The following is a 24,688-nucleotide window of genomic DNA, read 5'->3' on the forward strand; positions in this document are numbered from 1 at the left end:
AAGAAACATCGCCTCCTGGAGAAGCTCGGCAAGCAGCAGTCCCGGCCGCGGACCGATCTGCAGAGGGCGCAGGCCCAGGCCGTCCAGTTCGCAGTCTCGAGGTGCTGACGGTGCAGTCTGACGGAGAGGGAATCAGACGATCGCGTGAACGGATTCGGGCTGGCTTCCGTTAGCAATGCATGCAGAGACGGCGGACAATCGCGGGCCGGCAGGAGCAACTCGACGCCCTCGGCGTCGCGCGGTGGGACGCGGTCGCCGGTGGACGGTTCGTGCTGGTCGCCGGCGATTGCGGCAGCGGTCGGAGCGCCCTGCTGGAGGAGGCCGCGCACACTTGGGAGTCGTCCGGTGTGGCCGTACTGCGCGTGTCGCGGCCGTCCAGTCCGAGCGCGGTGGCTGGGTTCGCGGCGGTGCTGGAGGCCGTTCGAGCGCAGTACGAGCGGTTCACCGACCCGCTGCTGGCCCGGCCGCTGAGCGCGCTCGGCGCACTGTGCGCCGAGCCCGGATCCGACGCGGACGGTCTTCTCGCCGCACTGGCCCAGCAGACCTCGGCCGCGTTCGGGCTGATCGGCCGGCGGGTACCCACCGCGCTGCTCGCCGACGATGTAGACGAGGCCGCGGGGCTGGCCACGGCGCTGGCCTCCAGCGTGCGCGACCGGGTCCTCGTGGTGGCCGCCGCCCGCACCGCCGACGGCCGTCTCGGCGCGCTTGCCGACGTGGTCGTCGGCCTGCCGCCGCTGGACGCCGACGCGGTCCGTGAACTGCTGCTCCGGCGTCACGGCGTGCCGCTCGACGAGGCCGTCCTGCCCGCGCTCGCCGCCGCCCTCGGACCGCTGGCCGGTGATCCCGCCACCGTTCAGGAGACCGCCGATGCTCTGACCAGCGCCGGCCGCCTCGTTGTCGTCCGTGACCACCTGTGCCTGCTTGACCCGCAGGTCCCGATCGCGCTGCCGACCGGCCACCGGCTGGTCATCGCTGTGCGCGGACGTGGCCCGGTCGCCGTGCGGATCGCGACCATGGCCGCGGTCGCCCGCTTCGGCGTCGACGACCTGCCGCTGTTCGCCGACGCCACGCTCGGCCGTCTCGACGAGCATGGCCGGGCTGTCGACGCCTTGGTGGCCGACGGTGTGCTGGTGGCCGAGCCGGGCGGTGGCATCCGCCCGCGGAGTCCCGCGCTCGCCGCCCGGCTGATCGCCGACGCCGGCCCGCAGGCGGTGGCCCGCCTGCATCGCGCGTACGCGGCTGCGATGTTCCGCCGGGCGGGCGTCGTCCCTGACCGGGCCACGCTGGCCGACCACGTCGCGTTCGCCGGCCCGGCCATGCCCAGCGACCGGCGTACCGCGGTGAGCCTCGCCGCCACCGCGGCCACGGTGACCGACCGCGAACCCGATCGTGCCGCCGGCTGGCTGCGGGCCGCCCTCTGGCACGCGGGCGGGGGACGGGCTGCCGACGACATCCTGTCCCGGTTGCTGCGGCTGCTGGTCCGGACCGGGCAGTTCACCCGCCTTGCCGAGGTGGTTCGCACGGCGGCGGGGCGGTCCGCCGGTCTGGCGACGGTCGGCGCGCTCGCCGCGTTGCACACCGGAACCCGGATCCCTGGGACACCGGAGGACGACTTCGTGGAGCGTTGGTTCACCGGTGCGGGCGGGGCACCGCCGACCGGCGACTCGATCTTCGCGGTCGCGGCCCGTGCCCTCGGCGACGGACCCGGCCCCGCCGACGGGCCCAAGGACGAGTTGTTGACCGCCGGTGCGACCGGAGACCTGGCCGCGGTTTTCCGGCTGGTGCTCGGCGAACAGCAGTACGGGATCCCGGCCGACGGGCCGCTCGCCGCCTACCACCGACTGCACGACTGCTACGCCCGCGGTGACCTGCCCGGTGTGGTCTCCGCCGCCCGCGAGGTGGAACTGGTGGGCGGGCAGGCCGCGGTCGTGCGCCGCCTGGCCCGGCTTTGGGCGGTCGAGGCCCTGGCTTTGCTGGGCCGGGCCGACGAGGGGATGTCCTGGCTGCGATCGGTCCCGGACCAGCCGCCCTATGCGGCGCTGCGCTGGTGGGCCGCCGACAGCGCGGGAGGCGAGGCCGCCACGGCCGGGGAGGCGGCGGAGCGGCTGGAAGCGGCGCGGATGGCGTACGAGAGCCAGCGTGCGCACGGCAGTCGGATCGGTGTCGAGCAGCTCCTGGTGCGGGCCGCCGCGCTCGCCGCGCGTTTCGCGCTCACCCGGGAGGTCGAGGCACTGGCCGCGATCGCCGAGGCGGACGGCCCCGGCCGACTCAGCACGGAAACAACCACGCTGGTCCGGGCGCTGACCGCCCGGGACGAGACCGCCGCCGAGACCGCGGCCGGACTGATCCGCGCGCGGGGACACCGGCCCGCCCTGGGCCTGGCCGCGCTTGCGATCGGCCGGGTCATGCCGGACCCGCGACCGTGGCTGCTCGACGCGCAGGCAGTGGCGGGGGAGATCGCGTCACCGTGGCTGCGTTCCGCGGTCACCGGGGCCATGCGGGAGCGCGACGTCCAGCGTCGGCGACCGCGCTCGGCACAGGACGCCCTCAGCGAGGTCGAGATGCAGATCGTCGAGCTGATCCGACGGGCGTACACCAACCGGCAGATCGCCACGCAGATCCGGATGAGCGAGAAGACCATCGAGAACTACCTGACGCGGCTGTTCGCCCGCACCGGATGCCGGTCCCGGGTGGAGCTGGCCGCGGCCAGCCTGGCCACCGACTTCGCCAGCTCGGCCCGGTGACCGGCGCAGTGGACGCGGGCCTCCCGGGAGAGGCATCGCCGCTGGACGAGGCGGGTCCGCCACTCACGTTGATCACGGGTCCGGCCGGCATCGGGCGTACGCACGTGCTGCGCGCCCTGCGCCGAGCGGCGGCCGGCGCCGGCCGGCCCGTGCTGGAGGTGCGGCTGGCCCCCGAGGACCGCGACGATCCCGGATACCTCGTCGCCCGGGTGCTCACCGGGCTCGCGCCGGTGCCGGCTCGCCTCGCCGCAGGGCGGGGGCACAGCATGACGGCCGAGCACTGGGCCGCGGCCTTCGCCCGTACCCTCCGCGACCGGCCCGGCCTGGTGGTGCTGGTCGACGACGCGCAGTGGGCCGATCCCCGGTCCGCGGCCGGGCTGCTGGAGGCGATGCACGACCTGGCCGGTTCGTCGCTGCGGTTCGTCGCCGCGCTGCGTACCGGCGCCGAGCCTGCGCCCGCGGTGGCTGCCGGATTCGACCGGCTCCGCGCGGCCGGGCTGGTCCGGGTGGCGCCGGTGCGCCCGCTCGCGCCCGCGGCGGTGGACGCGCTGGTGCGCGACGCGGTGCGGGCCGTTCCACACGATTCGCTGGGCGTCGCGGTGCGGCGATTCGGCCGGGGCCGGCCCGCCGCCGTGCTTGCGGCCGTGGAGGGATTCCGCCGGTCGGGGACGCTCGCGGTGGTGGATCGGCGCGCCTACCTGACCGACACCGCCGCCGATCCGCAGATCCCCGCCGGCCATGACCTGCTGTCGCCCGTACGCCGCCTGGCGCCCCCCGCCCGCGCGGTCGCCCGTGCGCTGGCCGTGCTGGAGCCGCTGCGCGCCGCCGCGCCGCCGCTGATCGGTGCTGTCCTGGGCCTGCCGGCCGACCTGGTGTACGAGCATCTCGGCACGCTGCGCCGGGAGGGCGTGGCCCGCGAGGGCCGGCATGGCTGGCGAATCCCGGTTCCGGCGATGGCCTTGGCGCTCCGCGCGGGACTGGGTCCCTACGAGCGGGCCCGGCTCGCGCAGGTCGCTGTCGAGGCACTGTGGTCCGGTCGCGTGCACTGCTCCGATCCCCACTTCCTGCCCGACCAGGTGGCCGCCGCCGGCACGCTGGTCGACGCCGGGCCGGCGCTCGCGCTGCTCCGGGAGCGCGCCGAGGCCGCCGCTGTCGTGCGGCCCGCCGCCGCGGCGCGCTGGTGGGCCGCGGCGGCCACCCTGAGCGGCGACCCGGCGGACCGGGTGGAGGCGCTGCTCAGTCATGCCGCCGCCGAGCTGTGTGCGGGACGGTACGCCGCCGCGCGTATTGACACCCACCGGCTGCTCGGTGAGCACGCCGCCTCTCTGTCCGCCGCCGTGCGGCAGGACGCCGAGCTGCTGGCGCTCGCCGGTGCGTGCGGTGAGCGCGACGTGGACGCCATCCGGCGTACGGCCGAGGGGCAACCCTGGTCGGCGGACGGGCCGGCGCCGACAACCGTCACCCGGGCCGCCGCGCTGACCCTGGAGGACCGCTGGGCTGCGGCGGCCCGTCTGCTGGCTCGTGCCCCCCTCGATCCGCCCGAACCGGACAGCGCCGCCGCGACGGTCTTCGAGCAAGTGGCTGCCGTCACAGGCCGGACGTCCGCGTTGGCACGGACCGGCCAGGGTGGTGCGTACCGGTACGCCGAGCGGGAACGGGCCCGGGCCGCCGCGACAGACCGGGGAGCGCGGCGCCGAGCGGCCTCCGTGGTGGGCTCGTCCGGCATCCATCTCATGGCCGGCGACCTCGCCGCCGCGGAACGCGGGATCGCCGAGGCCGGGCTGCCGGCGCGGGACCTCCCGGCACCCGAGCGGTGCCTGCTCGACTGGCACGCCGGGCGGTGGGACGCGGCGCTGGACGCCGCCGAGTTCGGGATGGCCGCCGGTCTGGTCGCGGGTCGCCATCCGCTGCCCTCGGCCGTGCACCGTGCCGCCGCGGAGGTGTTGCTCAGCCGCGGCAGGCCGGCTCGCGCCCGGGCGGTGCTGGAGGCGACTCACGATACTTTTACGGCGCTGGGGCACCTGACGGCGGTGGCGGCGGCCGAGATCGAGTGGGTGCTGGGCCGCGCGGACGCCGCTCTGCGCGTGGCCACAAACGCGTTGGCCAAGGCCTCGGTGCGTGGTATGGCCATGGGCCGGGATGAGCTGTGGTTGATCGTCACGGAACTCGCGATGGAGCGCGGGGACGTCGGGTCGGCCTGGAGCGCCGCCGCTTCGGCGACGACAGCCGCGTCCGCTCTGGGCACCGAGGCGGGCGCGGTGCGGGCGGCCACGGCCCGGATGATCGTGGCGCGCGACCACACCGCGGCGGTAGAGGTGGTGGCGATGGCGCGGGCCCTCGGCCGGCCGTACGAGCTGGCCCGCACCCTGGAGCGGGTGGTGCGGTGGACCGGCCGGACGCCGGAACTGCTGGGGGAGGCGTACGACCTGCTCGGCGATCTGGGCGCGGTGCTGCACCGGTCCCGCGTACGCCAGGTCATGCGCGAGCACGGCCGCGGCGTGCCGGGGCGCGTGCGGACGCTGGCCGAGGGCGAGCACCTGCTGGCCGTGCTGGTCGCTGACGGCCTGTCCAACCGTGAGCTGGCCGCCGCCACGCAGAGCAGCGAGAAGAGCGTGGAGGGCAGACTGACCCGCCTCTTCAACCGCACCGGATACCGGTCCCGGGTCGAGCTGGCCGCCGCGGTGCTGGTCGGCGACTACGGGCCCGGCTGAGATCCGGCTCCGGCCTGCTCCGGTGCCATCAGGCTGGGCAGCGGCAGGTCGATCCCCTTCGCGACGTGCCGCCACCGGTCACCGTCCGGGCGCAGGACCTGATCCACCCGGGTACGCTCCCACGCCCGCCTCGGCAGCAGCAGGGTGACGCCGCCGGCCACCAGTTCGGGTAGCCGTGACCGCACCGAGGCGAGCTCGACCAGCCGGCTCGCGGTCGCCGGCACGTCGATCGCCCGGTTCGCGGCGACGTGCAGGTGCACCAGCCGGCCGCCCGGCGTCACCTCGGGACGGCGTACATGCAGCCGCAGGTAGTCGTCGTCCAGCCGGGACGGCGACTCGGTCAGCACCGCCCAGGCGCCGACGCCACGCTCGCTCCTCGGCCACGGCACTACGTCGTTCGACAGACCGTCCATGCCGTGGCGCGCTCCCGTGAAGCGCAGCGTCACCGGGTTTGGTGACAGTTCGGTCCGCTCGCCCGGCTGCCCATCGGGGTCGACGGGATAGGCGGCTTGCAGCCGTGTCCGGTCGAGCCAGCCGGCCGGCAGCAGAAACGCCCCGCCCTCGATGGCCTGATGCCGCAACTCCGTCGGTACGTCCGCCAGCCGGCTCATCGCCACCGCGCCGCCCGCCCCCACCCGGAGGCAGAGCAGATGCCGGCGCGGATGGGCCCGCGCCATCTTCTCGCCGTCGAGTTGTCCGATCAGGAACAGGTTCGTGCCCGGAACGCCGTCCGTCGCCACCCGCTCGGCCGGCCACTCGGAGCCGATCCACAGATCGACCGGCTCTGCGTTGACCTCCAGATCGCCGGGCAACCACCGGACGCCGTGCGGGCGGCTGCTCCGGGACGGCACAGTCAGGGCAGGGCGCGGGCTCGGCGCCGGCAGCACCCGCTCCGGTGGCGGCGGCTCCGTAGGCACCACCGGGGCCGGCACCCGTGCCCGGGCCACGATGCGCCGCCGCCGCGGGATCAGCCAGCCGTCGTCGTTGCGCCACCGGCCGGTCCCGGAGTCGTCGCCCAGGTTCCCGGCGCGCACCCAGCGGGCGGGTTGTTGCCGCTCGCCGACGGATTGGGGCAGGCCGTCGACGACCGACACCTCCGCGCCCGGCTCCAGCGACCAGATCTCCACGCCCAGGTCGGACTCCAGCGCCAACAGATGTTCGTGCAGGCCCGCGGCCCGGTCCGCGACCACGGGCGTGAGCAGCAGCAGATCCTCGCCCTGCCAACCGGCGTCCTCCAGGTGGGCGTGCAGCTCGGCCGGGCCGGCCGCGAGATCGGCGCCGTCGGCGTGGCGCAGCGCCAGCCGGCCGTCCTCCAGGATGGTCAGATCCACCAGCACGGTGCCCGGTTCGGCGCGCGCCCCGGCGTACTGCTCGCGCAGCGCTTCCTCGGAACGCCGGCCGGTGCTGACCATCGTCACGGCGCCGGCGCCGAAGATCACCGGCGGGCCGCTCGGCATCAGGCGCCCGTCGCGGTCCGTGGCGAAGCGGGCGGTCGTGGTCGTCGCCGGCGGCCGGTGTCCGATCCAGCCGGTGATCTCACCGGAACCGTCCCGGGCGGCCAGATCCCGGCACCCGCGCAGCAGCACCACCTCGCCGCCCGGCCGCGGCGTCCACACGGTCGCGCCGGTCGCCTCGGCCAGCGCGGCCACCTGCCTGGTCAGCAGCCGCTGCTCGGCGGCGCCGTCCGGCCAGCGCAGCCAGAGCCGCAGGTCACCGCCGTACAGGGGGATCGACGAGAGCGCCGCCGCTATGTCCTGGCCGGTGTGGCCGCCGGTCGTTCCCGGGTGGTAGGCGGAGAGCCGGAATCCGCCGGCGCGGGTAGCGGCCGCCACTGTGACCATGCTCGGGTGACCCGCGCCGAGCCCGGCGGCCGCCGCCCGGCGCACCACGAAGTCGTCCCGGTTGGCGAACTCCAGCCCGCCCGGCAGCGGCAGCGTGGCCAGTCCCGATCGGTGCAGCACCAGGCCGCCGGCCAGCTCGAACCAGCTCGGCAACGTGGTCGCGAGGGTGGGCGGCTGGATCACCACCCAGTCCACCACCGCGCCGCTGACCCGGTCGACCGGCACCGCCTCCGGAGGCTCGCCGGCCGCGCCGGCCAGCCGCTCCACCCGGGCGCCGACCGGCGTGACCAGCAGGTCACAGCCCAGCCCGTCGGCGACCAGGCCGAGCGTGCTCGCGTTGCGTACGCCGTCGTCCACCAGCAGCCGCAGGTCGTGGCCGGGCGACATGGTCTCCTGCACGCAGGCGATCAGCTCCTGCGCGGTCAGCGCCGTCGCGGGCGCCTCCGGCCGGGCCAGCCCGCCGGCCGGGGTACGCACGAGGACCAGGTCGCTCAGCCCTTCGACGGGCCTGGTCGATGGAGTCGTTTGCACACATTCCTCACTGTGTCGGCCCTGCCGGTTCGGGTTCTGCCGCCTCGGCCGGGCGCTTGCTAGGCCGGAAGGTCCGGGCCGAGGCTGATCGACCAGCGCGCCGCCGGTCCGCCGCCCACCACGATCGGCACCGTCCGGTGTGGACCATCCGACATCGTGCCCAGAAGTGTCCGCAAATCCTGCCCGTCTGTACCACGGCAGACCACGACCCGCAGGGAAGTGGGGGCGTCCGTCGCGAGATCGGTGAGCGAGGCGATCCGCCGGAACCGGGACGGCACATCGTCCCCGAGCGCGTCGCCGGCCACCACCACGTCGGTATCCTGGCCCAGTTGCGTCACCAGCGCCACCGCGTGCCGTCGCGCTGCCTCGGCGCCGCCGCCGACGGTGAGCACGTCCGGAGCCATCGCCAGATCGAGCCAGAGCCTGCGTCCGTCCCGCTCGCCGGCGATCACCGGGACGGTGGACGCCGGCGGTCGCTGATCGCCGTCGAGCCATCCGTAGGCGGGGGCCCAGCCGGCGGGCCGCGCGCCGATCAGCCGGACTTTCGCTGGCTCCTCCCCGCACCGCAGGTCGGTGACCAGCGTGGCGAACGGATCCGGCGGCGCTGAGGCAGGTGGCCGGGCAGCCGTGGCCGCGACCGGAGCCGCCGGTGCGGGTGGCGAGGGCGGCAAGGATGCGGACGCCGCGGGCCCGGTGGCGGGCGGCGCGCCGGGGTAAGCGGGTGATCTCGCGGTTGCCTCCGCCGCCGCCCGCCGCCGTGCCATCCGCGCCATCTGTGCCCAGGCGACCAGCAACACCGCGAGCACCAGCAGGGCGACCCGCAGTGCGGTGGGCGACCAGAGCACGGCGATTCCCGGTGAGCTCACCCCCGGCGCGTCCGGCGGAGGCGGCTCGGCCAAAGCGCCCGCGTTCCAGTCGGCCGCCGCCGACCGGGACGGCGCGGCGGACGAACCGACCGGCGCCGGCGCTGAGGACGGCCCGGTCGCGGGTCCGCCCGGCGCCGGCGGGGGACCACTGCGGACGCCCGGACCCTTCGCGTCCTGGGGAAGTACGAGGATCCAGCCCGGCTGCACCCTCGTCGAGTCGGTCATCGTCTGCCCGCCGGGCTGGGGACGTCCCTTGTTGAGCTCGAAGATCTCCTTGTACCGATTCCCGTTGCCGAGCGTCGTCGCGGCGATGGCGAAGAGATATTCCTGGTGACCGTTGACCGGCGGGCCGACCACGTAGTATTTCCCGGTGTCGCCGGGCGCCCGCAGCGCCCGCGAGGCACCTGCCTGCGGCGCAGCGACGGCAGCACTCGCCGTGCCGGCGGCCACCGGCAGCATCAGCAGGAGCACCATCACGGGCACCGAAAGTCGTCCCATGCCGCCTCGTCCTTCAGGGTTCGTCCGTGAATTCGTGAACCGCGACCATCCGCGCTCCGTTCTCAGGTTGTTCTCCCCACGATGGAGGGATGATGAGCAGAACTAAACCTTATGCGCAGGATGTGAGAGATGCCGCCGTCGCCTGCCGCGATTCCGCGGCCGACGTCGGCGATCGCCTTCGCGGGCTGCGTGCGCGGCTGGCGAGCCTGGATGCCGTCCGCCTGGGCATGCCGGATGCCCGGCTGGCGGACCTCCTGGCCGGTTTCGACATCTACGCCCGGATGCTGGACGACGCTCTGTGCGACATCGCGGGCGACCTGCGCGTTGCGGCCGGCTCGCCGCGGCGTTGCGGCCTGGAGCTGGCCGCCGGAAGTCCCGGGTGACCTCGATGGACGCCGACTTGGCCGAGCACGGGCGGGCGATCATCGCAACGGCCGCCGAGGTGGCAGGGGAGCTTGCCGGGTTGCGGCACGCGCTGGCGCCGACACGGGAGCTGTGGACCGGTGTGGGCCCGGACCTGGACCCGGCGGACGAATGGACGATCGCGGTGGACGGTCTGCTCGGTGCCGACGGCGTGCTCGGCCAGATCAGCCGCGCGTTGGACACCCCCTGGCCGGCGCTGCCCAGCGCGGGGTGGTCCGGCGCCGAGCCGGCGTCGCCGGGGGCGTGATCCGCCGATGAGCAGGCTCCCGTGCGACGACGAGGCGACGCGTTCGCTGATCGGCTTCCTCGCGCTCGGCCGCCTGTCCCCGGACGAACGCAGCGCGGTCACCGGGCATCTGCGGTCGTGTGCGTCCTGCCGGGCCGAGCGGGCCGAGGTCGACAGCGTCATCAGTATCCTCGGCATGCTCTCCGTCACGGACTTCCGGGCGCTGGCGGCGGAATTCGGTGGTCCGGCGGCGGCCACCGCGCGGCCCGTGCCGGATCAGCTTTTCGGTGCCCCGGGCGCGCCTCGCCCCGTGACCGAGCCGGTGCGGCCGGCCGGGTCGTCGCACGTCGTCCGCCGCGTCAGCATGGAGCCGGGCCTGCCGCCAATCCGGCTCGGCGAGGGTCATCTCACGCCGCGGCCGGCGACCGGGCGGCTTGCGCGCGGCCCGCACACGCACCGCCGGCCCGGCGGTCGCCGTCCGCGTACCGGTGTGGTCGTCGGCCTGACGTCGGTGGTCGTGATCGCGCTCGGCGGGCTGTTCGTCTCCCGGTCGTGGTCGCAGGCAGGCGGCCTGGGCCCGGTGATCGCAGTGGCGGCGACCAGGGACGACAGCAGCGGGGTGGACGTGTCGGCCACCCTGTACGAGCAGGGAGGCCAGGTCAGCGTGCGGCTCGCCGCGACCGGTCTGGCTCCCGGGGTATATCAGCTCTATGCCGTCACCGACGCCGGTGAGGATCTGCTGCTCGGCCGGTTGACCGGGTCGTCCGGCGGCGGGACGTACGCCGGTGACATCCCGGTCCGGGTCGACGACCTCTGGTACTTCGGTGTGCGCGAGGTGGACGGTGGCCTGATCGTTGTCGCCACGGTGAGCAGGGAATCGACGCCGCCGGGCGAGGTGCGGCTCGGCCCTCGGTGAGTTGCGTCCGCAATGTCCCTCCAGGAGTCCGGCCGATTCGCGTGAACACCGTCCCGAAAAGTCGCGTTACTGGAGAGTGAATCCGGCTATCGACGACGCGAGGCAGGGGGAGTCGTCACTGCTACCCGCTCAGGACGAGGCCCTCAGACTCGCCTACGCCGCGCACGCGCCGATCCTGATCAACTACCTTCTACGCCTGACCATGGGCAACCGCGCCCTCGCCGAGGACATCCTGCAGGAGACGCTGGTACGCGCCTGGAACCATCCGGAGGTCCGTACCGCCGACGGGCAGTGGAGTCGCGGCTGGCTCATCACGGTGGCCCGGCGGATCGCGATCGACCACATCCGGGCCGACCGGGTGCGCGCCACCGACGTGCTCGACGAGCGCATCGATGAGCCGCCGGACGGCGTCGACCACATCGATCGGCTCATCGACAGCCGGGAGGTGCGGGAGGCGGTGGCCCGGCTGCCGGAGCGGCTGCGCAGCGCACTGATCGAGATCTACTTCCATGCGCACTCGGTGTCCGAGGCGGCGCAGCGTCTGTCCATTCCGGAGGGCACCGTCAAATCGCGAACGTTCTACGCGTTACGCGCTCTGCGTGAGGACCTGGTGAATCGCGGCTTCGCCGAGTAGCCGGCGAGAAAGCTCGAACTTTCCGTGAACCGGGTCCCCGTGGGATCCGTTCTCAGGGCACATTGGGTGGAGAGGGAACCAACCGTGGCACTGACATTCGTAATTGACCGGCTTCGCGCGCTCCGCGCGACGGGACTGAGGGCCTGGCGCTCCCTGCGTAGCACCCGGCAGCGGGTGGAGGCGGGCGTGGCCTTCGCGGCCGCCGTCGCCTGTGTGGTGGCCGCCGCCGTTCAGGCCGGCCCCGCGCTCGCCGAGACGAAGATCGAGGGTGAGGCGGTCCCGGACGACGTCCTCGCGGCGATCGTGGTCGGCGCCACGTCCTGCCCGGCCGTGACCGGCCCGCGGCTCGCGGCCCAGATGATGGCGGCGTCGCGTTTCGAGCCGAACGCGAAGACCGGCGAGGGCGAGGGCCTGGCCAATCTGGACGCGGCCGACTGGAAGAAGTGGGCGCCGTGGCAGCGGGCGCAGCGTACCGACGTGCTGGCGAACGTGCTCGCGCTGGCGCACCGTACCTGCAAATTCGTGGGCCAGGCCCGGGAGTCCGGTGTGGCCGGCGACCTCTGGGAGGCCGCCATCGCCGCCGACAGCGTGGGCCTGGAAGCGGTGGTGAAGGCCAAGGGCGTGCCGGAGCGCGCCCGCAAGCACGTCGACACCGTGGCCGGGTACGCCAACTGGTACGCCGACGAGCCGGACTTCACCGGTGCCGAGCAGAAGACCCGGGAACAGGTACTCAGCGCCACCCCGGGCCCGGTCAAGATCCCGGACGAGTACGTCCCCCTCGTCCTCCGCGCCGGACGTGTCTGCGACGACGTGCTGCCCGCCCCGCGGGTCGCCGCTCAGCTCATGGCCCTCTCCGCGTTCAACCCCAACTACCGCGGCCCGAACGGGGGACAGGGCATCGCCCAGTTCACCGCGTCGATGTGGGAGCGGTACCGCCCCTCGGCCGGGGCGTCGGTGTGGGATCCGCAGGCGGCCATCCCAGCCATGGGAAGCGCGATGTGCGACCTCTGGAACCAGCTTTCCGGCATGAAGACCGCCGACGCGAAGAGCGACCCCTACAACCTGGCGCTGGCCGCCTACCAGTGGGGCGTGACCGCGGTCCGGGCCGAGGGCGGCGTGCCCCGTAAGGCGTCCGTGACGCAGCTCACCGACCTGGCGGCCGGCTACGTCGAGGGATACTCGGCCGACACCCGGCTGGCTCCGGAGAAGCCGGCGCCGGAGAAGCCGAAGCCAGGAGCATCCACGCCCTCCACGTCCGCTTCCACGCCTCCGGCGCCTCAGTCCGGCCCCTCCAGCTCGGATCCGCAGCCCGCCGCGGATCCGAGCAAGGCTACGGAGACGACCGGGACCAAGGCTCCGGAGAAGCCGGCGACCAAGCCCGCGGCCCCGGTGTCGAAGAAGTGGAACGCCGCGGACCGGTGGCAGATCTCGAACGCGCTGACCGGCCGGGTGGCCGACGTCCCCGGCGACGATGTGACCAAGGCCGGCAACACCATCATCGGGATCTGGAACAACCAGAAGGCCAAGGACCAGTACTGGCACATCTCCGACGCCCCCGACGCCGGCTGGGTGGTGATCACCAACGCCTTCAGCAACAAGGCGCTCGGCGTCCGCGACCGGTCCACCGTCAACGGCGTCAAGGTGGTGATGCTGACCCCGGCGGCCGCCGATCACAACCAGCAGTGGCAGCTGCGGGACGGCGGTAACGGCACGTACTTCATCGTCAACCGCAACAGCGGCAAGGCGCTGGATCTCAACGGCGACGACTGCTGCGGGGACAACGGCACGCCGATCGGCCAGTGGGATCTGCAGTCGCGGGCGGTCGACCAGCACTGGAAGCTCCGCAAGTGAGTGCGGCCCGGGCTGCGCGGATCCGCCGGTCGTCGAGCCGGGTCGCGGCGGTGTTCGTCGCGGCCCTGCTCGGGGCAGGAGTGTGCGCCTCGCCGTCGCACGCCACCGAGGAAGAGCTCGTGCAGTACTACACGGTCGGCTCGTCGTCGGAGACCCTCAGCCAGATCGCGGACGAATTCCTCAGCAGTTCCGGGCGTTCGACGGAAATCTTCAACCTCAACACCGGTCGGCGGCAGCCGGTCGGCGGCAGCCTCAGCGACCCGGACCGGCTCCGCGCGGGCTGGTACCTGATGCTGCCCTGGGACGCGGTCGGTCCGGGCGTGCAGTACGGCGTCCTGCCGAAGACCGCGCCAGCGCCGAACTCCGGCACCGACAGTTCGAGTGGTTCCGGAAGCCCGAGTGGTTCCGGCAGTTCCGGCGGGCCGGGTACGCCAGCCGGAGCGAGCGGACCCGGCCCCGGCGCAACGGGGCAGGGTGTGCGGCCCGATGGCCCCGGCGCACCGCTGGTGGCCGGGGCCGCGCGACCGAACCCGGCCGCGTTGCCGAAGACGCCACCGTTGCGGCCGTCCGCGTCGAGCAAGTGTGTCGCGGCGACGGCGGCCAGCAAGCCCTCGCACTGGGGCATGAGCCGGCTCACCGCGGACCGGGCGTGGCAGTACGGCCGCGGCACCGGTCAGCTCATCGCTGTGGTCGACTCCGGAGTGGACGGCCGGGCGCCGCAGCTCAGCGGCCGGGTGGCGATCGGCGCTAACATCGTCACCGGCGACGGGCGTGGCGACACCGACTGCCTGGGCACCGGCACGGCGATGGCGGGCCTGATGGCCGCAGCGCCCCAGGGGGAACTGACCTTCGCCGGTGTGGCGCCGGAGGCGGTCGTCATGCCGGTCCGTGTGGTGACCGACGGGAAGACCGTCGACGAGGCGAGCCAGGCGGCAGCGATCGAGGTCGCGGTCTCGGCCGGCGCCACGGTGATCGCCATCGGGTCCTATGTCGACGTCACGCGGGACGCGGTGGCGCGTTCCGTGCGGACCGCTCTGGAACACAACATCGTCGTGGTGGCCGGGGCCCCGACCTCGGACCGGCCCGCGGGGGCCGCGCTGCCGGACGGTGTGATCCTCGTCGGTGGCGTTGCCGCCGACGGCAAGACCGCGGCCGACTACGCCCCTCAGACCGTCGACGTGGTGGCGCCCGGCGTCAACGTGACCAGCATCGGGGTGAACGGCGCCCCGACGTTCGTCGGCAGTGGCACCCAGTACGCGGTCGCGCTGGCGGCGGGCACGGCGGCGCTGATCCGCTCGACGCACCCGGCGCTCACGGCCGATCAGGTCGCCAACCGCTTGGCGGCCACCGCGGAGAAGATGACCGGCAGCCAGTACGGCCACGGCATGATCACCCCGGTCGCCGCGGTGACCCGGGAACTGCCGGGGGAGGCGGCGCCACCGCCGTCGGACGCCGCCGCGGACCGGCAGGTCAGCGGCGGCGACGGGGTCCGGGTCGCGTTCCTGGTCACGGTGCTGGCTGGGCTGCTGCTCAGCACTCTGCTCGTCTTCCGGTTCCGGCGCACGATGAGCCGGGCCGCGGCCGAGGGCGATGACGCGCTGGATCGAGATTGGCCGGGCGCCGCGGAGCCGGCCGTGGCCACCGGGTCTCGCTGAGCGAGGCCGACCTACCAGGATCGAGGTCGTGATGTTCCGCGCCCGTGTCGCCGCGGTCGCGGCGCTGATCTCTCCGGTCGTGCTGGTGGCGGCGCCGGCTTCGGCGGCGCCGGCGGTCCCGCCGGTGCCATCGCCCGGCGGGGGATGCCTGGGACCGCCGCAGAGCGTCGAGGCCGGCACCCCGTGGGCACAGTCGCGGCTGGGCGTCGAGCGGGCGTGGCCGCTGACCCGCGGCGCGGGGGTGACGGTCGGAATCGTGGACACCGGCGTCGCGGCGGACAGCCCGCAGCTGCGCGGCCGGGTGCTGCGCGGCGTCGACGTCACGAAGAACGCGGCAGCCGCCGACACTGACTGCTTCGGCCACGGCACCTTCATCGCCGGGATCATCGCCGCGGCTCCGGCCGCCGGCACCGGGTTCTCCGGCGTCGCGCCCGCGGCGAAGCTGTTGCCGGTCCGGGTGGCGCACGGCCTGGACGACGGCACGGCCGGCTTGCTGGCCAGAGGAATCCGGGCCGCGGTGGACGCGGGCGCCTCGGTCATCAACATCTCCGCGAGCGCCGCCTCGCCAGAGGCGAGCCTGGTCGCCGCGGTCCAGTACGCCGAGGAGCACGACGTCGTCGTGGTGGCGGCCGCCGCCAACGGTGCCACGGAGCAGCGGACGGTCGCCTATCCGGCCGCGCTGCCCACGGTGCTGGCGGTCGGTGCGATCGACGCCGCCGGGGTGCTCGCCGACTTCTCCCAGCAGGGCAGACACCTCCGGCTCGTCGCGCCCGGCGTGGACGTGGTGAGTATCGGACCGGGCGGACCCGGCCACTGGGTGGGCAGCGGCACCAGCTACGCGGTCCCGTTCGTGGTCGGTGTCGTCGCACTCGTCCGTGCGTACCGGCCGGATCTGACCGCCGCCCAGGTGCGTCACCGGCTGCTGACCACGGCGGACCATCCGGCGACCGCCATCCCCGACCCCGGTCTCGGCTGGGGAGTGGTGAACCCGTCGGCGGCCGTCGCCGCGGTGCTGCCGGAGGAGGGCGGCGCGGGTGTCGTCGCGGGCCCGGGCTCGGCCCGCCATCCCGCGCTGCCACCACCGGACCCGATCGGACCCTTCCTGGCGGCGCTCGGCGCCGGCCTCGCGGTCGCCCTGCTCGGCGCCGTGGGCCTGCTGACCAGGCTGCTGCCGTCCGGGAACCGGCGCCGCTGGCGTCCCGCGCGGGTGGCCGACGTCCGGAACACGCACCCCTCCTGACCGGGGAACGTCTCACTCACGCTCCGGCGCGTCTGGTGCCGGCACTTCGGGCGTCTGCACCAGCCGTACCGCGCGCCGCCGGTCGATGTACTGGCCCCGCGCCGTCGGTAGCGTGCGCGGCCGCACGTTGCCGAGGAACACCCCCTCCTCACGGGGGCAGGAGAAGAGGACGCTGGGTGAGCCCAGCTCCCAGGCCCGGCGCAGGACCGGGTTCATCATCGCCCGCGAGGCGCCGGCGGTGCCGCGGGCGACGATCAGGTGCAGGCCGATCTCGGAGCCGTGCGGGAGCAGCGGCAGCAGCGGCGTCAGCGGCGACTCCCGGCCGCTCTCGATCAGCTCGAAGTCGTCGATGATGATGAACAGGCGTCCGCCGGTCCACCAGTCCCGCTTGTGCAGCCGGCTGGGCGGGACCTCAGGGCCGGGCAGCCGGCCGGTGAGCACCTGGCCGGCCTCGACCAGCGTCGCGGTCAGCCGCTCGGCGGACATCGAGTAGCCGATCTGGTTCGCCTCCGGGATCGCGTCGTGCAGCTCGCGGCGGAAGTCGCCGAAGACGACGCGCGCCTCCTTCGGCGCGTGGTGCGCGGCGATGCTCCGCGCGATGTGGCGGAGCAGGTTGGTCTTGCCGGTCTCGGTGTCGCCGAAGATCAGCAGGTGCGGGTTGGCATCGAAGTCGTGCCAGAGCGGCTCCAGCTTGACGTCGTCCAGGCCGAGCGGGATGCGGATCTCCGCGTCCTTCGACGGCGCCGTGGCGACCGGCAGCTGGCCGGCCGCAAGCCGGTCCGGCAGCAGCTTCACCTTCGGTGCGCGCGGCGCGGTGGGCACGTCGAGCGCCTCGACCAGCTCGCCGATCGCCTCGGCCAGGTCCTCGGTCTCGGCGTTGCCGTCGATCCGGGGTAGCGCGGTGAGGAAGTGCTGCCGGTCGGCCGTGATGCCGCGGCCCGGCACGTTGGGCACGGTCGCGGCGACCCGGCTGTTGACCTCGGATTCGACCGGGTCGCCGAGCTTGAGCTCGAAGCGGGTGCCGAGCACGTCACGCAGCCAGGGCCGGATCTCGGTCCAGCGCCCGGCGGAGACCACCAGGTGCACGCCGAAGCTGAGACCTCGCGCCGCCAGCTCGCCGAACCGGTCGTCCAGCTCCTGGAAGTCCTGGCGTGCGGTGTACCAGCCGTCGACGATCAGGAACACGTCGCCGTACGGGTCGATGTCGTGAAACGCGCCGGTCGCGCGAGCCCGCCGGTAGCTGGCCATCGAGTCGATGCCGTGCTCGCTGAAGATCATCTCCCGCCGGGCCATCAGGTTGGTCATCTCCAGCACGGTGCGGTTCACCTTGTCCCGGTCGAGTCGGCCGGCGACGCCGCCCACGTGCGGCAGCCGGGTCAGCGAGGACATCGCGCCACCGCCGAAGTCGAGACAGTAGAACTGGACCTCGGCGGCGGTGTGGGTGAGGGCCAGCGCGCACATCAGCGTGCGCAGCAGGGTGCTCTTGCCGGCCTGGGGGCCGCCGACCACGCCGACGTTGCCCGCGCTGCCCGCGAGGGTGGCGGTGAGCAGTTCCCGGCGCTGCTGGGCGGGCAGGTCCACCAGGCCGATCGGGACGGTGAGCTGGCCGGCGCCGTAGCCGCCGACCGGCGCCAGGCCCACGTCCGGGTGCTCCACCAGCGGCGGGAGCAGCTTCTCCAGCGTGGCGGGCTCGGTGAGCGGGGGCAGCCACACTTGGTGCGCCGCGGGGCCGTGCCCGCGCAAGGCCTCCAGCAGCACGTCGGCCAGCACCGGTGGCTTGTCCTCGCCGTCCGTGGCCTGCCCGCCGGGCTCCAGCTCGGGCTCGGGCGGGACCTCCGGGATCAGGTGCTCGGTGCCGAACGGCACCACCCCACCCTGGACGGAGCGACGGCGGCGCTGGTGCGGCGGATGCCAGGGCCCCGAGCAGTACGCGGCCTTGAACCGGATCAGCGTCTGGGTGTCGGGTCGCAGATAGCCGTTGCCCGGCACGTTCGGCAGCTCGTACGCGTCCGGCACGCCGAGCACGCTGCGGCTCTCCATGGAGGAGAAGGTGCGCAGGCCGATCCGGTACGACAGGTGCGACTCGATCGTGTGGATGCGGCCCTCGTCGACGCGTTGGCTGGCCAGCAACAGGTGGACGCCGAGGCTCCGGCCCAGCCGGCCGATCATCGCGAACACGTCGATGAATTCGGGCTTGCTGCTCAGCATCTCGCTGAACTCGTCGACCACGATGAACAGCGCGGGCATCGGCTCCATCGTGGTGCCCTCGGCGCGCGCCCTCTCGTACTCCCGCCGGGACGGGTAGCCGCTGGCCCGCAGGTGCTCCTGGCGCCGGTTCAGCTCGCCGGTGAGCGCGTCCTGCATGCGGTCGACCAGCTCCAGCTCCTCGGACAGGTTCGTGATGACCGCCGAGGTGTGCGGCAGCCGCTCGAAGCCGAGGAACGCGGCGCCGCCCTTGAAGTCGACGAGCACGAAGTTGAGCTCCTCGGACGAGTGCCGGGCGGCGAGGGCCAGCACCAGCGTACGCAGCAGCTCGCTCTTGCCGGAGCCGGTGGCGCCGATCAGCATGCCGTGGGGTCCCATCCCGCCCTCGGCCGCCTCCTTGATGTCGAGCTCGATCGTCGTGCCGTCACCGGTCATGCCGATCGGCACCCGCAGCCGCTGCGACGCGCTGCGCCCGGCGCGGTACCCGGCCGGGTTGAACGCGGTCAGGTCGCCGAGCTGGAGCAGCCCGGCCAGGTCGTAGTCGGTGGCCAGCGGTTCCTCGGTGTCGCCGCCCTGACCGACCCGGTAGCGGGCGAGCGAGCGGGCGAGCGCGCCGGCGGCGGTCACGCTCATCGCGTCCGGGCGGCACAGCGGGGTGCTGTCGGACTTGCCGAGGTGGTCGAACGTGACGACGCTGAACAGCTGTTCGGTGGCCTCCACCAGCAGCGCGTGCGGATGCGCCTCCCAGCCGAGTGTGGCGCCGACGTCCAGCACCAGCACGTTGCGGTAGCCGTCGCCGCCGAGCCGGTGGCCGGCCGGCAGCCGGGGGCCGTCCAGGACGACCACGACATACGGTTCCATCGCGGTGACCGGGGTGTCCGGCTCGAACCCGGGCCGGTCCGGAACGCCGAGCGTCGCGAACAACTCCTCGAGCTCGACGGCATCCGTGACGAAGCGGCGGCGGGTGCCGGTGACGTCCGGGACGCTGTCGTCCTGCAGGTGCGGCAGCCACTTCGTCCACTCCCACTGCGAGGCGGTGGCCGCCACGACGACGTGCAGGTCGCCGGGGGAGTGCGCGACGACGAGCTGGGCGAGCATCGCACGGACGGCGGACCGGATCGTGGCCAGGTCGCCCTGGCAGGCGATGCGGGAGAATGCACGCAGGTAGATCGCGATCGGTGAGTCCTGGAGGGTGGAGTACGCGCGGAGGAACCGCCGTAACGCATGTGCGGCCATCGGCTCCAGGTCCTCGACCGGCTTGCTGCTGGGGGCGATCAGGCGCGTGGTCGAACGGCGTGCCCCGAGGCCGATCCGCACCTCACCGAAGTCGTCGTGCGCGGTCCGGCGCTCCCACAGCCGGTGGCTGAGCGCCATCGACCAGAGCCCGCCCGGGTCCGGGTGCAGCCAGCGGGCGGCCCGCCGCTCCTCGGTCAGCGCCGTACGCACCGTGCGCCGGACCTGCCCGAGATACCGCAGGTAGTCGCGGCGCTCGCCGTTGAGCCGGTGCTTGTGCTGCCCGGCGTTGCGCAGGAGCGGCACGACCATCATGGCGATCGCGGAGAGCACCATCAGGCAGACTCCGACGTACGCCAGCGCGCCCGCGTTGGGCCGGAGGAACATCAGCACCATGGCGAGCGAGGCGATGGCCATCGGTGCCAGCATCAGGACCGTGCTCAGCCCTCGCTCGGCCGGTTCCGGGATGACCGGCGGCTCCTGGAGCGCGATCTCCTCGCCGGGTGCGCTGGGCCCGGCGCGCCGGGCCTTACGTGAATACGGAACCGTGCCCACGCGCTTCTCCTTCGGTGAGGGGTTTCCCTCCGAAAGGGCCGGTGGGCGGGCCGCGCCGGGGCGGGGCCGTTCGCACCGTGCCTACCGTTGATGGAGACGTTCCGTTCGGTGCCGTGGTGGGCAGAGCGAAATGTATCAGGACCGATGAGGCGCGACAGAGGTCGAGGTGGTGCTCGTGCCGGAGGAGACCAGGGTCGACGTCGATCGGCTGAGGGACATTGCCGCGTCGATTGGCGTGCTCCTCGACGAGCACCGAGAGCAGTTCGACAAGCTGTACGCCTACCAGCCCGGCTTCGGGGACTTCGAGGCGGCCCGCTGGCTGGGCGATCTCGTCACCGACCGCCGCGACACGATCTTGGCGCATGTGACCTTTCTGCGGCGGGCGCTGGCCGAGATCACCGCTGCGCTCGGTCAGATCGCGGGGGAGATCGACGCGACGGACGTGGCTAACGCCGCCGCTGTGTCCCAGGTCGATCGCCCGGCGCGTCGGTGAGGGGTTTCCCTCCGATTCCGACCGGCGATGCTGGGGGCGCCCGCGGTGTCCCGCGCGGGGCCTACGGTCTGGTCTCGGATTGTCTCCGTGACCAGACGGGAGAGTGGCCGTGGCCGGCGAGACGAAGGTCGACGTTCAGAAGCTCCGGGACATCGGTACCCTGGTGGGCTACATCGTCGACGAGCACAAGGCGGGCGTCAACAGCCTCGGTGAGGTGGACCCGAACGCGGGGAAGTTCGACGCCGCGCAGTGGATGCGCGACCTGTTTATCGATCGCCGCGACGCCATCGTGACCCACATGAGCTATCTGGAACGCGCCTTCGGCGAGATCAGGGACGGCCTGATCCAGATCGCCCAGGAGTTCGAGAACGTCGACTCGGCAAACGCGGACGCGATGGCGCAGTTCACCGACTCCGCCAAGTCGATCGTCACCGAGATGGGCAAGGGCGACTACGAGCCGGTGACGGCCAAGGGCAAGACGTCGTACGAGAGCGGCGACGACAAGCCGACATCCGATACCGACACCTTCGACTTCAATGACCCGAACAAGCCGGTGATCCTGGACTTCGACCCCGCCAAGGTCCCGGGGATGGACGAGTTCATGACCACCGAGGGGCTCGGCAAGAACACCGACAAGACGCTCGACCTGAACGAGACGCCCGACGTCAAGGGAGACGGAGACATCACCACCGACGGCGGGCCGCCGCCGGAGGACAAGCCGGAGGACAAGCCGGAGGACAAGCCGGAGGACAAGCCGGAGGACAAGCCGGAGGACAAGCCGCTGGTCGAACTCAAGGACACCAAGGACGACGACGAGGGTCTCGACGGCGAGAAGAACGGCCGGGTGAGCGGAGGGGACGAAGACGGGGGCACCTTCCGGTATTACCTGGACGACAACGGTCACCATCAGTCCCACAACGGCAACGAGATCTGGTGGCTGGACGGCAAGGCGTACATCGGCGGGAACGGGCACTTCGTGGAGTACCGCTCGGGCACTGATCCGGTGCCGCACGAGCTCTGGCAGAAGAACGAGAACGAAGGCGGCCCGGAGGGCGAGTACGACTGGGACGGCGACACGTACCGCTACTACGAAGACGACAACGGCAATCATCAGACGCACAACGGCAACGAGATCTGGTGGCTGGACGGCAAGACCTACCTCAAGTACAACGATTCCGACGGCGGTGTCGATTTCATCGAGTACAAGACCCAGTAGGGCAGCGAGGACATGGAACGTCTGACGAGGCAGCGTCTCGCCGCGCCGGTACGCCTGCGGTTCGTGCTCGGTGACAAGGCCATGGACGTGGCGCTGCCCGGTGAGGCGCCGCTGGTCGACCTGCTCCCGGCGGTCCTGCTGCGGTTGAATCCGGAGGCCGCCGACCACGGGGCCGAGCACGACGGGTGGGTCGTGCAGCGGCTCGGCGGGGTGCCGCTGGACGAGGAGCGGACCGCGGTCGAGCTGGAACTGCTCGACGGCGAGGCGCTACACTTCCGGCCGCGCGCCGAGCAACTGCCACCGATCGACTTCGACGACCTCGTCGACGGGGTCGGCGAGCAGGCCCGCACCAGCCCGTGGCGGTGGAGCGACGACCGTACCCGGACGATGTTCCTGGTTCTCGGCGGCCTGACCCTGGCCGCCGGGCTGGTGATGCTGGGACTCGGTGGGCCGCCTGTGTGGCGCGCCACCGTCGCGGCGGTGCTGGCCGTGGCGCTGCTCGCGGCGGCCGGTCTGGTCAGTCGTGCGGTGCCCGACCCGCAGACCGGCTCGCTGCTCGCCTTCGCGTCGGCCGGCTACGCCGCGTCGTCCGGCTGGCTCGGCGCTCAGGCGCTGGCGCCGCATTCCCCGGCGCAGGTGCGGTTGTCCTTGGCCGCGCTGGCCGCGCTGGTGGCATTGGCGGCCGGCCTGTCCGCCGTGGCCGACGCCGGCCTGTTGTTCGCGGGCGCGCTGGCGTTCGTGACCTTCGTGGCCGTCCCGGCGCTGCTCACCGCGGCCGGCCCGGTCACCCCGCCGGAGGCCGCGGCCTGCGGTCTGGTCCTCACCCTGCTGCTGGGTCTGACGTTGCCGCCGCTCGGGTTCCGGCTCGGCGGCCTCGCGTTGCCGATGCTGCCGGGCAAGCCCGAGCAACTCTCCGAGGACATCGATCCGGCGCCGCACCGGATCGTGGTCGAACGCGGATCCGCCGGACTGGCCTATCTGGCGGCGCTGACCGTCGGCGTCGGCGCGGCGCAGGTGCTGATGGCCGCCGTGCTGGTGCGCGACGGTGGCGTCTGGCCGATGATCATGGCGTTGGTGGTCGCGACGCTGCTGAGCATGCGGTCCCGGCATCTGACCGGCCTGGTATCCCGCTGGGCGACGATCGCGCCTGCGATCGCCTTGGTCGTCTTCGACCTGTTCCGGTTCACCGCGGATCAGAGCGGACCGGTCCGGGCCGCGATCCTGGTGCCGGCGGCGGCCGTGGTGGCCGGCGCGGTGCTGACCGCGGCCGGCACCTTGCCCGGGAGGCGGCTGCGGCCCTACTGGGGACGGGCCGTCGACATCCTGGAGATCTTCATCGCCGTGATGCTGGTCCCGGTGCTCGCTGCGGTGCTCGGCATCTACCAGATGGTCCGGGCTTGGGCGAGCTGAGATGGAGTCGCGCCGGGATCAGGTACACGGGTACTTCTACATCGTCAGTCGGCTCAACGCCGCGGTCATGCAGGGCCGGCCCGACCCGTACGAGCCGCCGAACCGCCGCCCGGTGCTGGGCCTGGTCATCGGCATGCTGCTGGCCGTGGTGATCACCGGGGGCTTCGGCATCTACGGCATCTTCCGGCCGGGCGGTGACAAGTCCTGGCGGCAGAGCGGCGTGGTCATCGCCGTCCGCGAGAACGGCGCTCGCTATCTGTTGCTCGACGACCAGCTCCGGCCAGTGTTGAACTACGCGTCGGCCCGGCTGGTGCTGGGCAGCGGAACGGACGCGAGGATGGTGCAGGTATCGCGGAACTCGCTGAAGGGCATCCCGGTGGGCGCCCCGATCGGCATCCCCGGCGCTCCCGATGCGGTCCCGGCCGCGAACCGGCTCTACACCGGCGCCTGGACGGTATGCGCGCAGCCCCCGTCGCCGGCCGGTCGGCCCGCCACGATGCTGCTGCTCGGCGATCTGACGAAGACGTCCGATGTGGACGACAGACACGGATTTCTGGTACGGGCGCCGGATCGGCAGACGTCTCTGGTGTGGCAGGGCCGCCGGTACCACCTGTCCGGACCCGCCGCGGTCGCGCTCGGCTACGCGGCCCTGGAAGCCGTCCCGGTGACCGCAGCCTGGCTCAACCCGATCCCGGCCGGGCGCGACCTGGCGTTCCCCCCGGTGGCCGGGCGCGGCCGGCCGGGGCCGCCGATCGGTGGACGGTCGAGCGTGATCGGTCAGGTGTACGAGGTGCGGAACCCGGTCAGAGGCACGGCCGAACAGTTCCTCGCCCGTTCCGACGGGTTCGTCCGGCTGAGCCGTACGGTCGCGGCGCTGGCGCTGGCCGATCCGGGTATCCGGCAGGCGTACCCGGGCGGTGCGGTAAGCCCGATCCCGGCCCGGCCGGACGAACTGGCCTCGGCGACGGTCGCGAAGAGCACCGAGTTCGTCGACGGCTATCCGCCGGAGCCGCCCGCGCCGCCGGACGGCGGCGGACTGCCCTGCGTCGGCTATCGCTCGTCCGGGGCGACGGTGACGGTGACGCTTTCCCGGGTGCCGGCCACGGTGGCGGCCCGCGCGCTGCCGGTACCCCGGGCCGCCACCGCGGCCGGCACCGCGGACCGCGTGATGATCGCGCCCGGCACCGGGGTGCTGGCCCGCAATCCCTATGCCCCGGGCACCGCGGGTGGCGCGACGTTCCTGGTCACCGAGTACGGCGCGAAGTACCCGTTGCCGGCCGCCGGCGTGGAGGCGCTGGGTTACGCCGGCAGCCCGCCGGTCGACCTGCCGTCCGAACTGCTCGAACTACTGCCGACCGGTGCGGTCCTGGACCCTGCGGCGGCGTTGCGCAGCCAGGTCTGGGGCGGCTGATGAGGGATATCCCCGAGACGACTGGGCGA

The 24,688-nt window shown here is 73.3% G+C and carries 16 protein-coding genes; 13 read left to right on the forward strand and 3 right to left on the reverse strand.

Going from position 1 to position 24,688, the window contains the following annotated elements; all coding sequences use genetic code 11:
- The first annotated feature begins 179 nt into the window (after positions 1–179).
- Both QSK31_RS45805 and QSK31_RS45810 read left to right on the forward strand, forming a co-directional pair.
- Positions 180–2,744, forward strand: coding sequence for a helix-turn-helix transcriptional regulator (locus tag QSK31_RS45805; RefSeq protein ID WP_285691427.1), 2,565 nt, complete (start codon positions 180–182; stop codon positions 2,742–2,744).
- Positions 2,741–5,455 (forward strand): AAA family ATPase, encoded by a 2,715-nt coding sequence (locus QSK31_RS45810; RefSeq protein ID WP_285691428.1) that lies wholly within the window; start codon positions 2,741–2,743, stop codon positions 5,453–5,455. The genes QSK31_RS45805 and QSK31_RS45810 overlap by 4 nt, the downstream gene beginning before the upstream one ends.
- Here the strand turns inward: QSK31_RS45810 and QSK31_RS45815 are convergent.
- Both QSK31_RS45815 and QSK31_RS45820 read right to left on the reverse strand, forming a co-directional pair.
- Positions 5,440–7,827, reverse strand: coding sequence for a hypothetical protein (locus tag QSK31_RS45815; protein ID WP_285691429.1), 2,388 nt, complete (start codon positions 7,825–7,827; stop codon positions 5,440–5,442). The genes QSK31_RS45810 and QSK31_RS45815 overlap by 16 nt on opposite strands.
- A 59-nt stretch (positions 7,828–7,886) precedes the next feature.
- Entirely contained in the window at positions 7,887–9,191 is a 1,305-nt protein-coding gene (locus tag QSK31_RS45820) for a hypothetical protein (RefSeq protein WP_285691430.1), read from the reverse strand.
- Positions 9,192–9,283: 92 nt separating this feature from the next.
- On the opposite strand from QSK31_RS45820, the gene QSK31_RS45825 reads away from it, so the two are divergent.
- The 7 genes from QSK31_RS45825 to mycP all read left to right on the forward strand — a co-directional run bounded on the left by QSK31_RS45825 (position 9,284) and on the right by mycP (position 16,136).
- Positions 9,284–9,574 carry a hypothetical protein gene (locus QSK31_RS45825; RefSeq protein WP_285691431.1) on the forward strand — a complete coding sequence of 97 codons (291 nt, stop codon included), beginning with the start codon at positions 9,284–9,286 and terminating at the stop codon, positions 9,572–9,574.
- A 5-nt stretch (positions 9,575–9,579) separates the two neighbouring features.
- Positions 9,580–9,861: a hypothetical protein gene (locus tag QSK31_RS45830; RefSeq protein ID WP_285691432.1), complete on the forward strand. Its 282-nt coding sequence runs from the start codon at positions 9,580–9,582 to the stop codon at positions 9,859–9,861.
- A 7-nt stretch (positions 9,862–9,868) separates the two neighbouring features.
- Positions 9,869–10,756, forward strand: coding sequence for a zf-HC2 domain-containing protein (locus QSK31_RS45835; protein WP_285691433.1), 888 nt, complete (start codon positions 9,869–9,871; stop codon positions 10,754–10,756).
- 76 nt (positions 10,757–10,832) lie between these two features.
- On the forward strand, positions 10,833–11,390 hold the full coding sequence (locus tag QSK31_RS45840) for a sigma-70 family RNA polymerase sigma factor (protein ID WP_285691434.1): 558 nt from the start codon (positions 10,833–10,835) through the stop codon (positions 11,388–11,390).
- An 84-nt stretch (positions 11,391–11,474) separates the two neighbouring features.
- Positions 11,475–13,241 carry an RICIN domain-containing protein gene (locus QSK31_RS45845; RefSeq protein WP_285691435.1) on the forward strand — a complete coding sequence of 589 codons (1,767 nt, stop codon included), beginning with the start codon at positions 11,475–11,477 and terminating at the stop codon, positions 13,239–13,241.
- Positions 13,238–14,896, forward strand: a complete 1,659-nt coding sequence (locus QSK31_RS45850; RefSeq protein WP_285691436.1) for a S8 family serine peptidase — start codon at positions 13,238–13,240, stop codon at positions 14,894–14,896. Before QSK31_RS45845 ends, QSK31_RS45850 begins: the two co-directional genes overlap by 4 nt.
- A 31-nt stretch (positions 14,897–14,927) precedes the next feature.
- Positions 14,928–16,136, forward strand: coding sequence for a type VII secretion-associated serine protease mycosin (mycP, locus tag QSK31_RS45855; RefSeq protein WP_285691437.1), 1,209 nt, complete (start codon positions 14,928–14,930; stop codon positions 16,134–16,136).
- Between the two features lie 12 nt (positions 16,137–16,148).
- Here the strand turns inward: mycP and eccCa are convergent, their stop codons facing one another.
- Positions 16,149–20,129 (reverse strand): type VII secretion protein EccCa, encoded by a 3,981-nt coding sequence (gene eccCa, locus QSK31_RS45860; RefSeq protein WP_285691438.1) that lies wholly within the window; start codon positions 20,127–20,129, stop codon positions 16,149–16,151.
- A 175-nt stretch (positions 20,130–20,304) separates the two neighbouring features.
- Between eccCa and QSK31_RS45865 the strand changes: the two genes are divergently transcribed.
- From QSK31_RS45865 to eccB, 4 genes are all read left to right on the forward strand, one after another.
- On the forward strand, positions 20,305–20,622 hold the full coding sequence (locus tag QSK31_RS45865) for a hypothetical protein (RefSeq protein ID WP_285691439.1): 318 nt from the start codon (positions 20,305–20,307) through the stop codon (positions 20,620–20,622).
- A 109-nt stretch (positions 20,623–20,731) separates the two neighbouring features.
- Entirely contained in the window at positions 20,732–21,838 is a 1,107-nt protein-coding gene (locus QSK31_RS45870) for a hypothetical protein (protein WP_285691440.1), read from the forward strand.
- 12 nt (positions 21,839–21,850) lie between these two features.
- Entirely contained in the window at positions 21,851–23,248 is a 1,398-nt protein-coding gene (eccD, locus tag QSK31_RS45875) for a type VII secretion integral membrane protein EccD (protein WP_285691441.1), read from the forward strand.
- Position 23,249: 1 nt separating this feature from the next.
- The gene (gene eccB, locus QSK31_RS45880; RefSeq protein WP_285691442.1) at positions 23,250–24,659 is read left to right on the forward strand and encodes a type VII secretion protein EccB; all 1,410 of its coding nucleotides are present in this window, start codon (positions 23,250–23,252) and stop codon (positions 24,657–24,659) included.
- Positions 24,660–24,688: the final 29 nt, after the last annotated feature.

Source organism: Actinoplanes sp. NBRC 103695, from assembly GCF_030269485.1.
Lineage (GTDB): Bacteria > Actinomycetota > Actinomycetes > Mycobacteriales > Micromonosporaceae > Actinoplanes.

Bases quoted from the DNA above. Each gene is read 5' to 3' on its own strand.
- QSK31_RS45825 (WP_285691431.1), top strand. From the start codon at position 9,284: ATGAGCAGAACTAAACCTTATGCGCAGGATGTGAGAGATGCCGCCGTC.
- eccB (WP_285691442.1), top strand. From the start codon at position 23,250: ATGGAGTCGCGCCGGGATCAGGTACACGGGTACTTCTACATCGTCAGT.
- mycP (WP_285691437.1), top strand. From the start codon at position 14,928: ATGTTCCGCGCCCGTGTCGCCGCGGTCGCGGCGCTGATCTCTCCGGTC.
- QSK31_RS45830 (WP_285691432.1), top strand. From the start codon at position 9,580: ATGGACGCCGACTTGGCCGAGCACGGGCGGGCGATCATCGCAACGGCC.
- QSK31_RS45820 (WP_285691430.1), bottom strand. From the start codon at position 9,191: ATGGGACGACTTTCGGTGCCCGTGATGGTGCTCCTGCTGATGCTGCCG.
- QSK31_RS45835 (WP_285691433.1), top strand. From the start codon at position 9,869: ATGAGCAGGCTCCCGTGCGACGACGAGGCGACGCGTTCGCTGATCGGC.
- QSK31_RS45805 (WP_285691427.1), top strand. From the start codon at position 180: ATGCAGAGACGGCGGACAATCGCGGGCCGGCAGGAGCAACTCGACGCC.
- eccD (WP_285691441.1), top strand. From the start codon at position 21,851: ATGGAACGTCTGACGAGGCAGCGTCTCGCCGCGCCGGTACGCCTGCGG.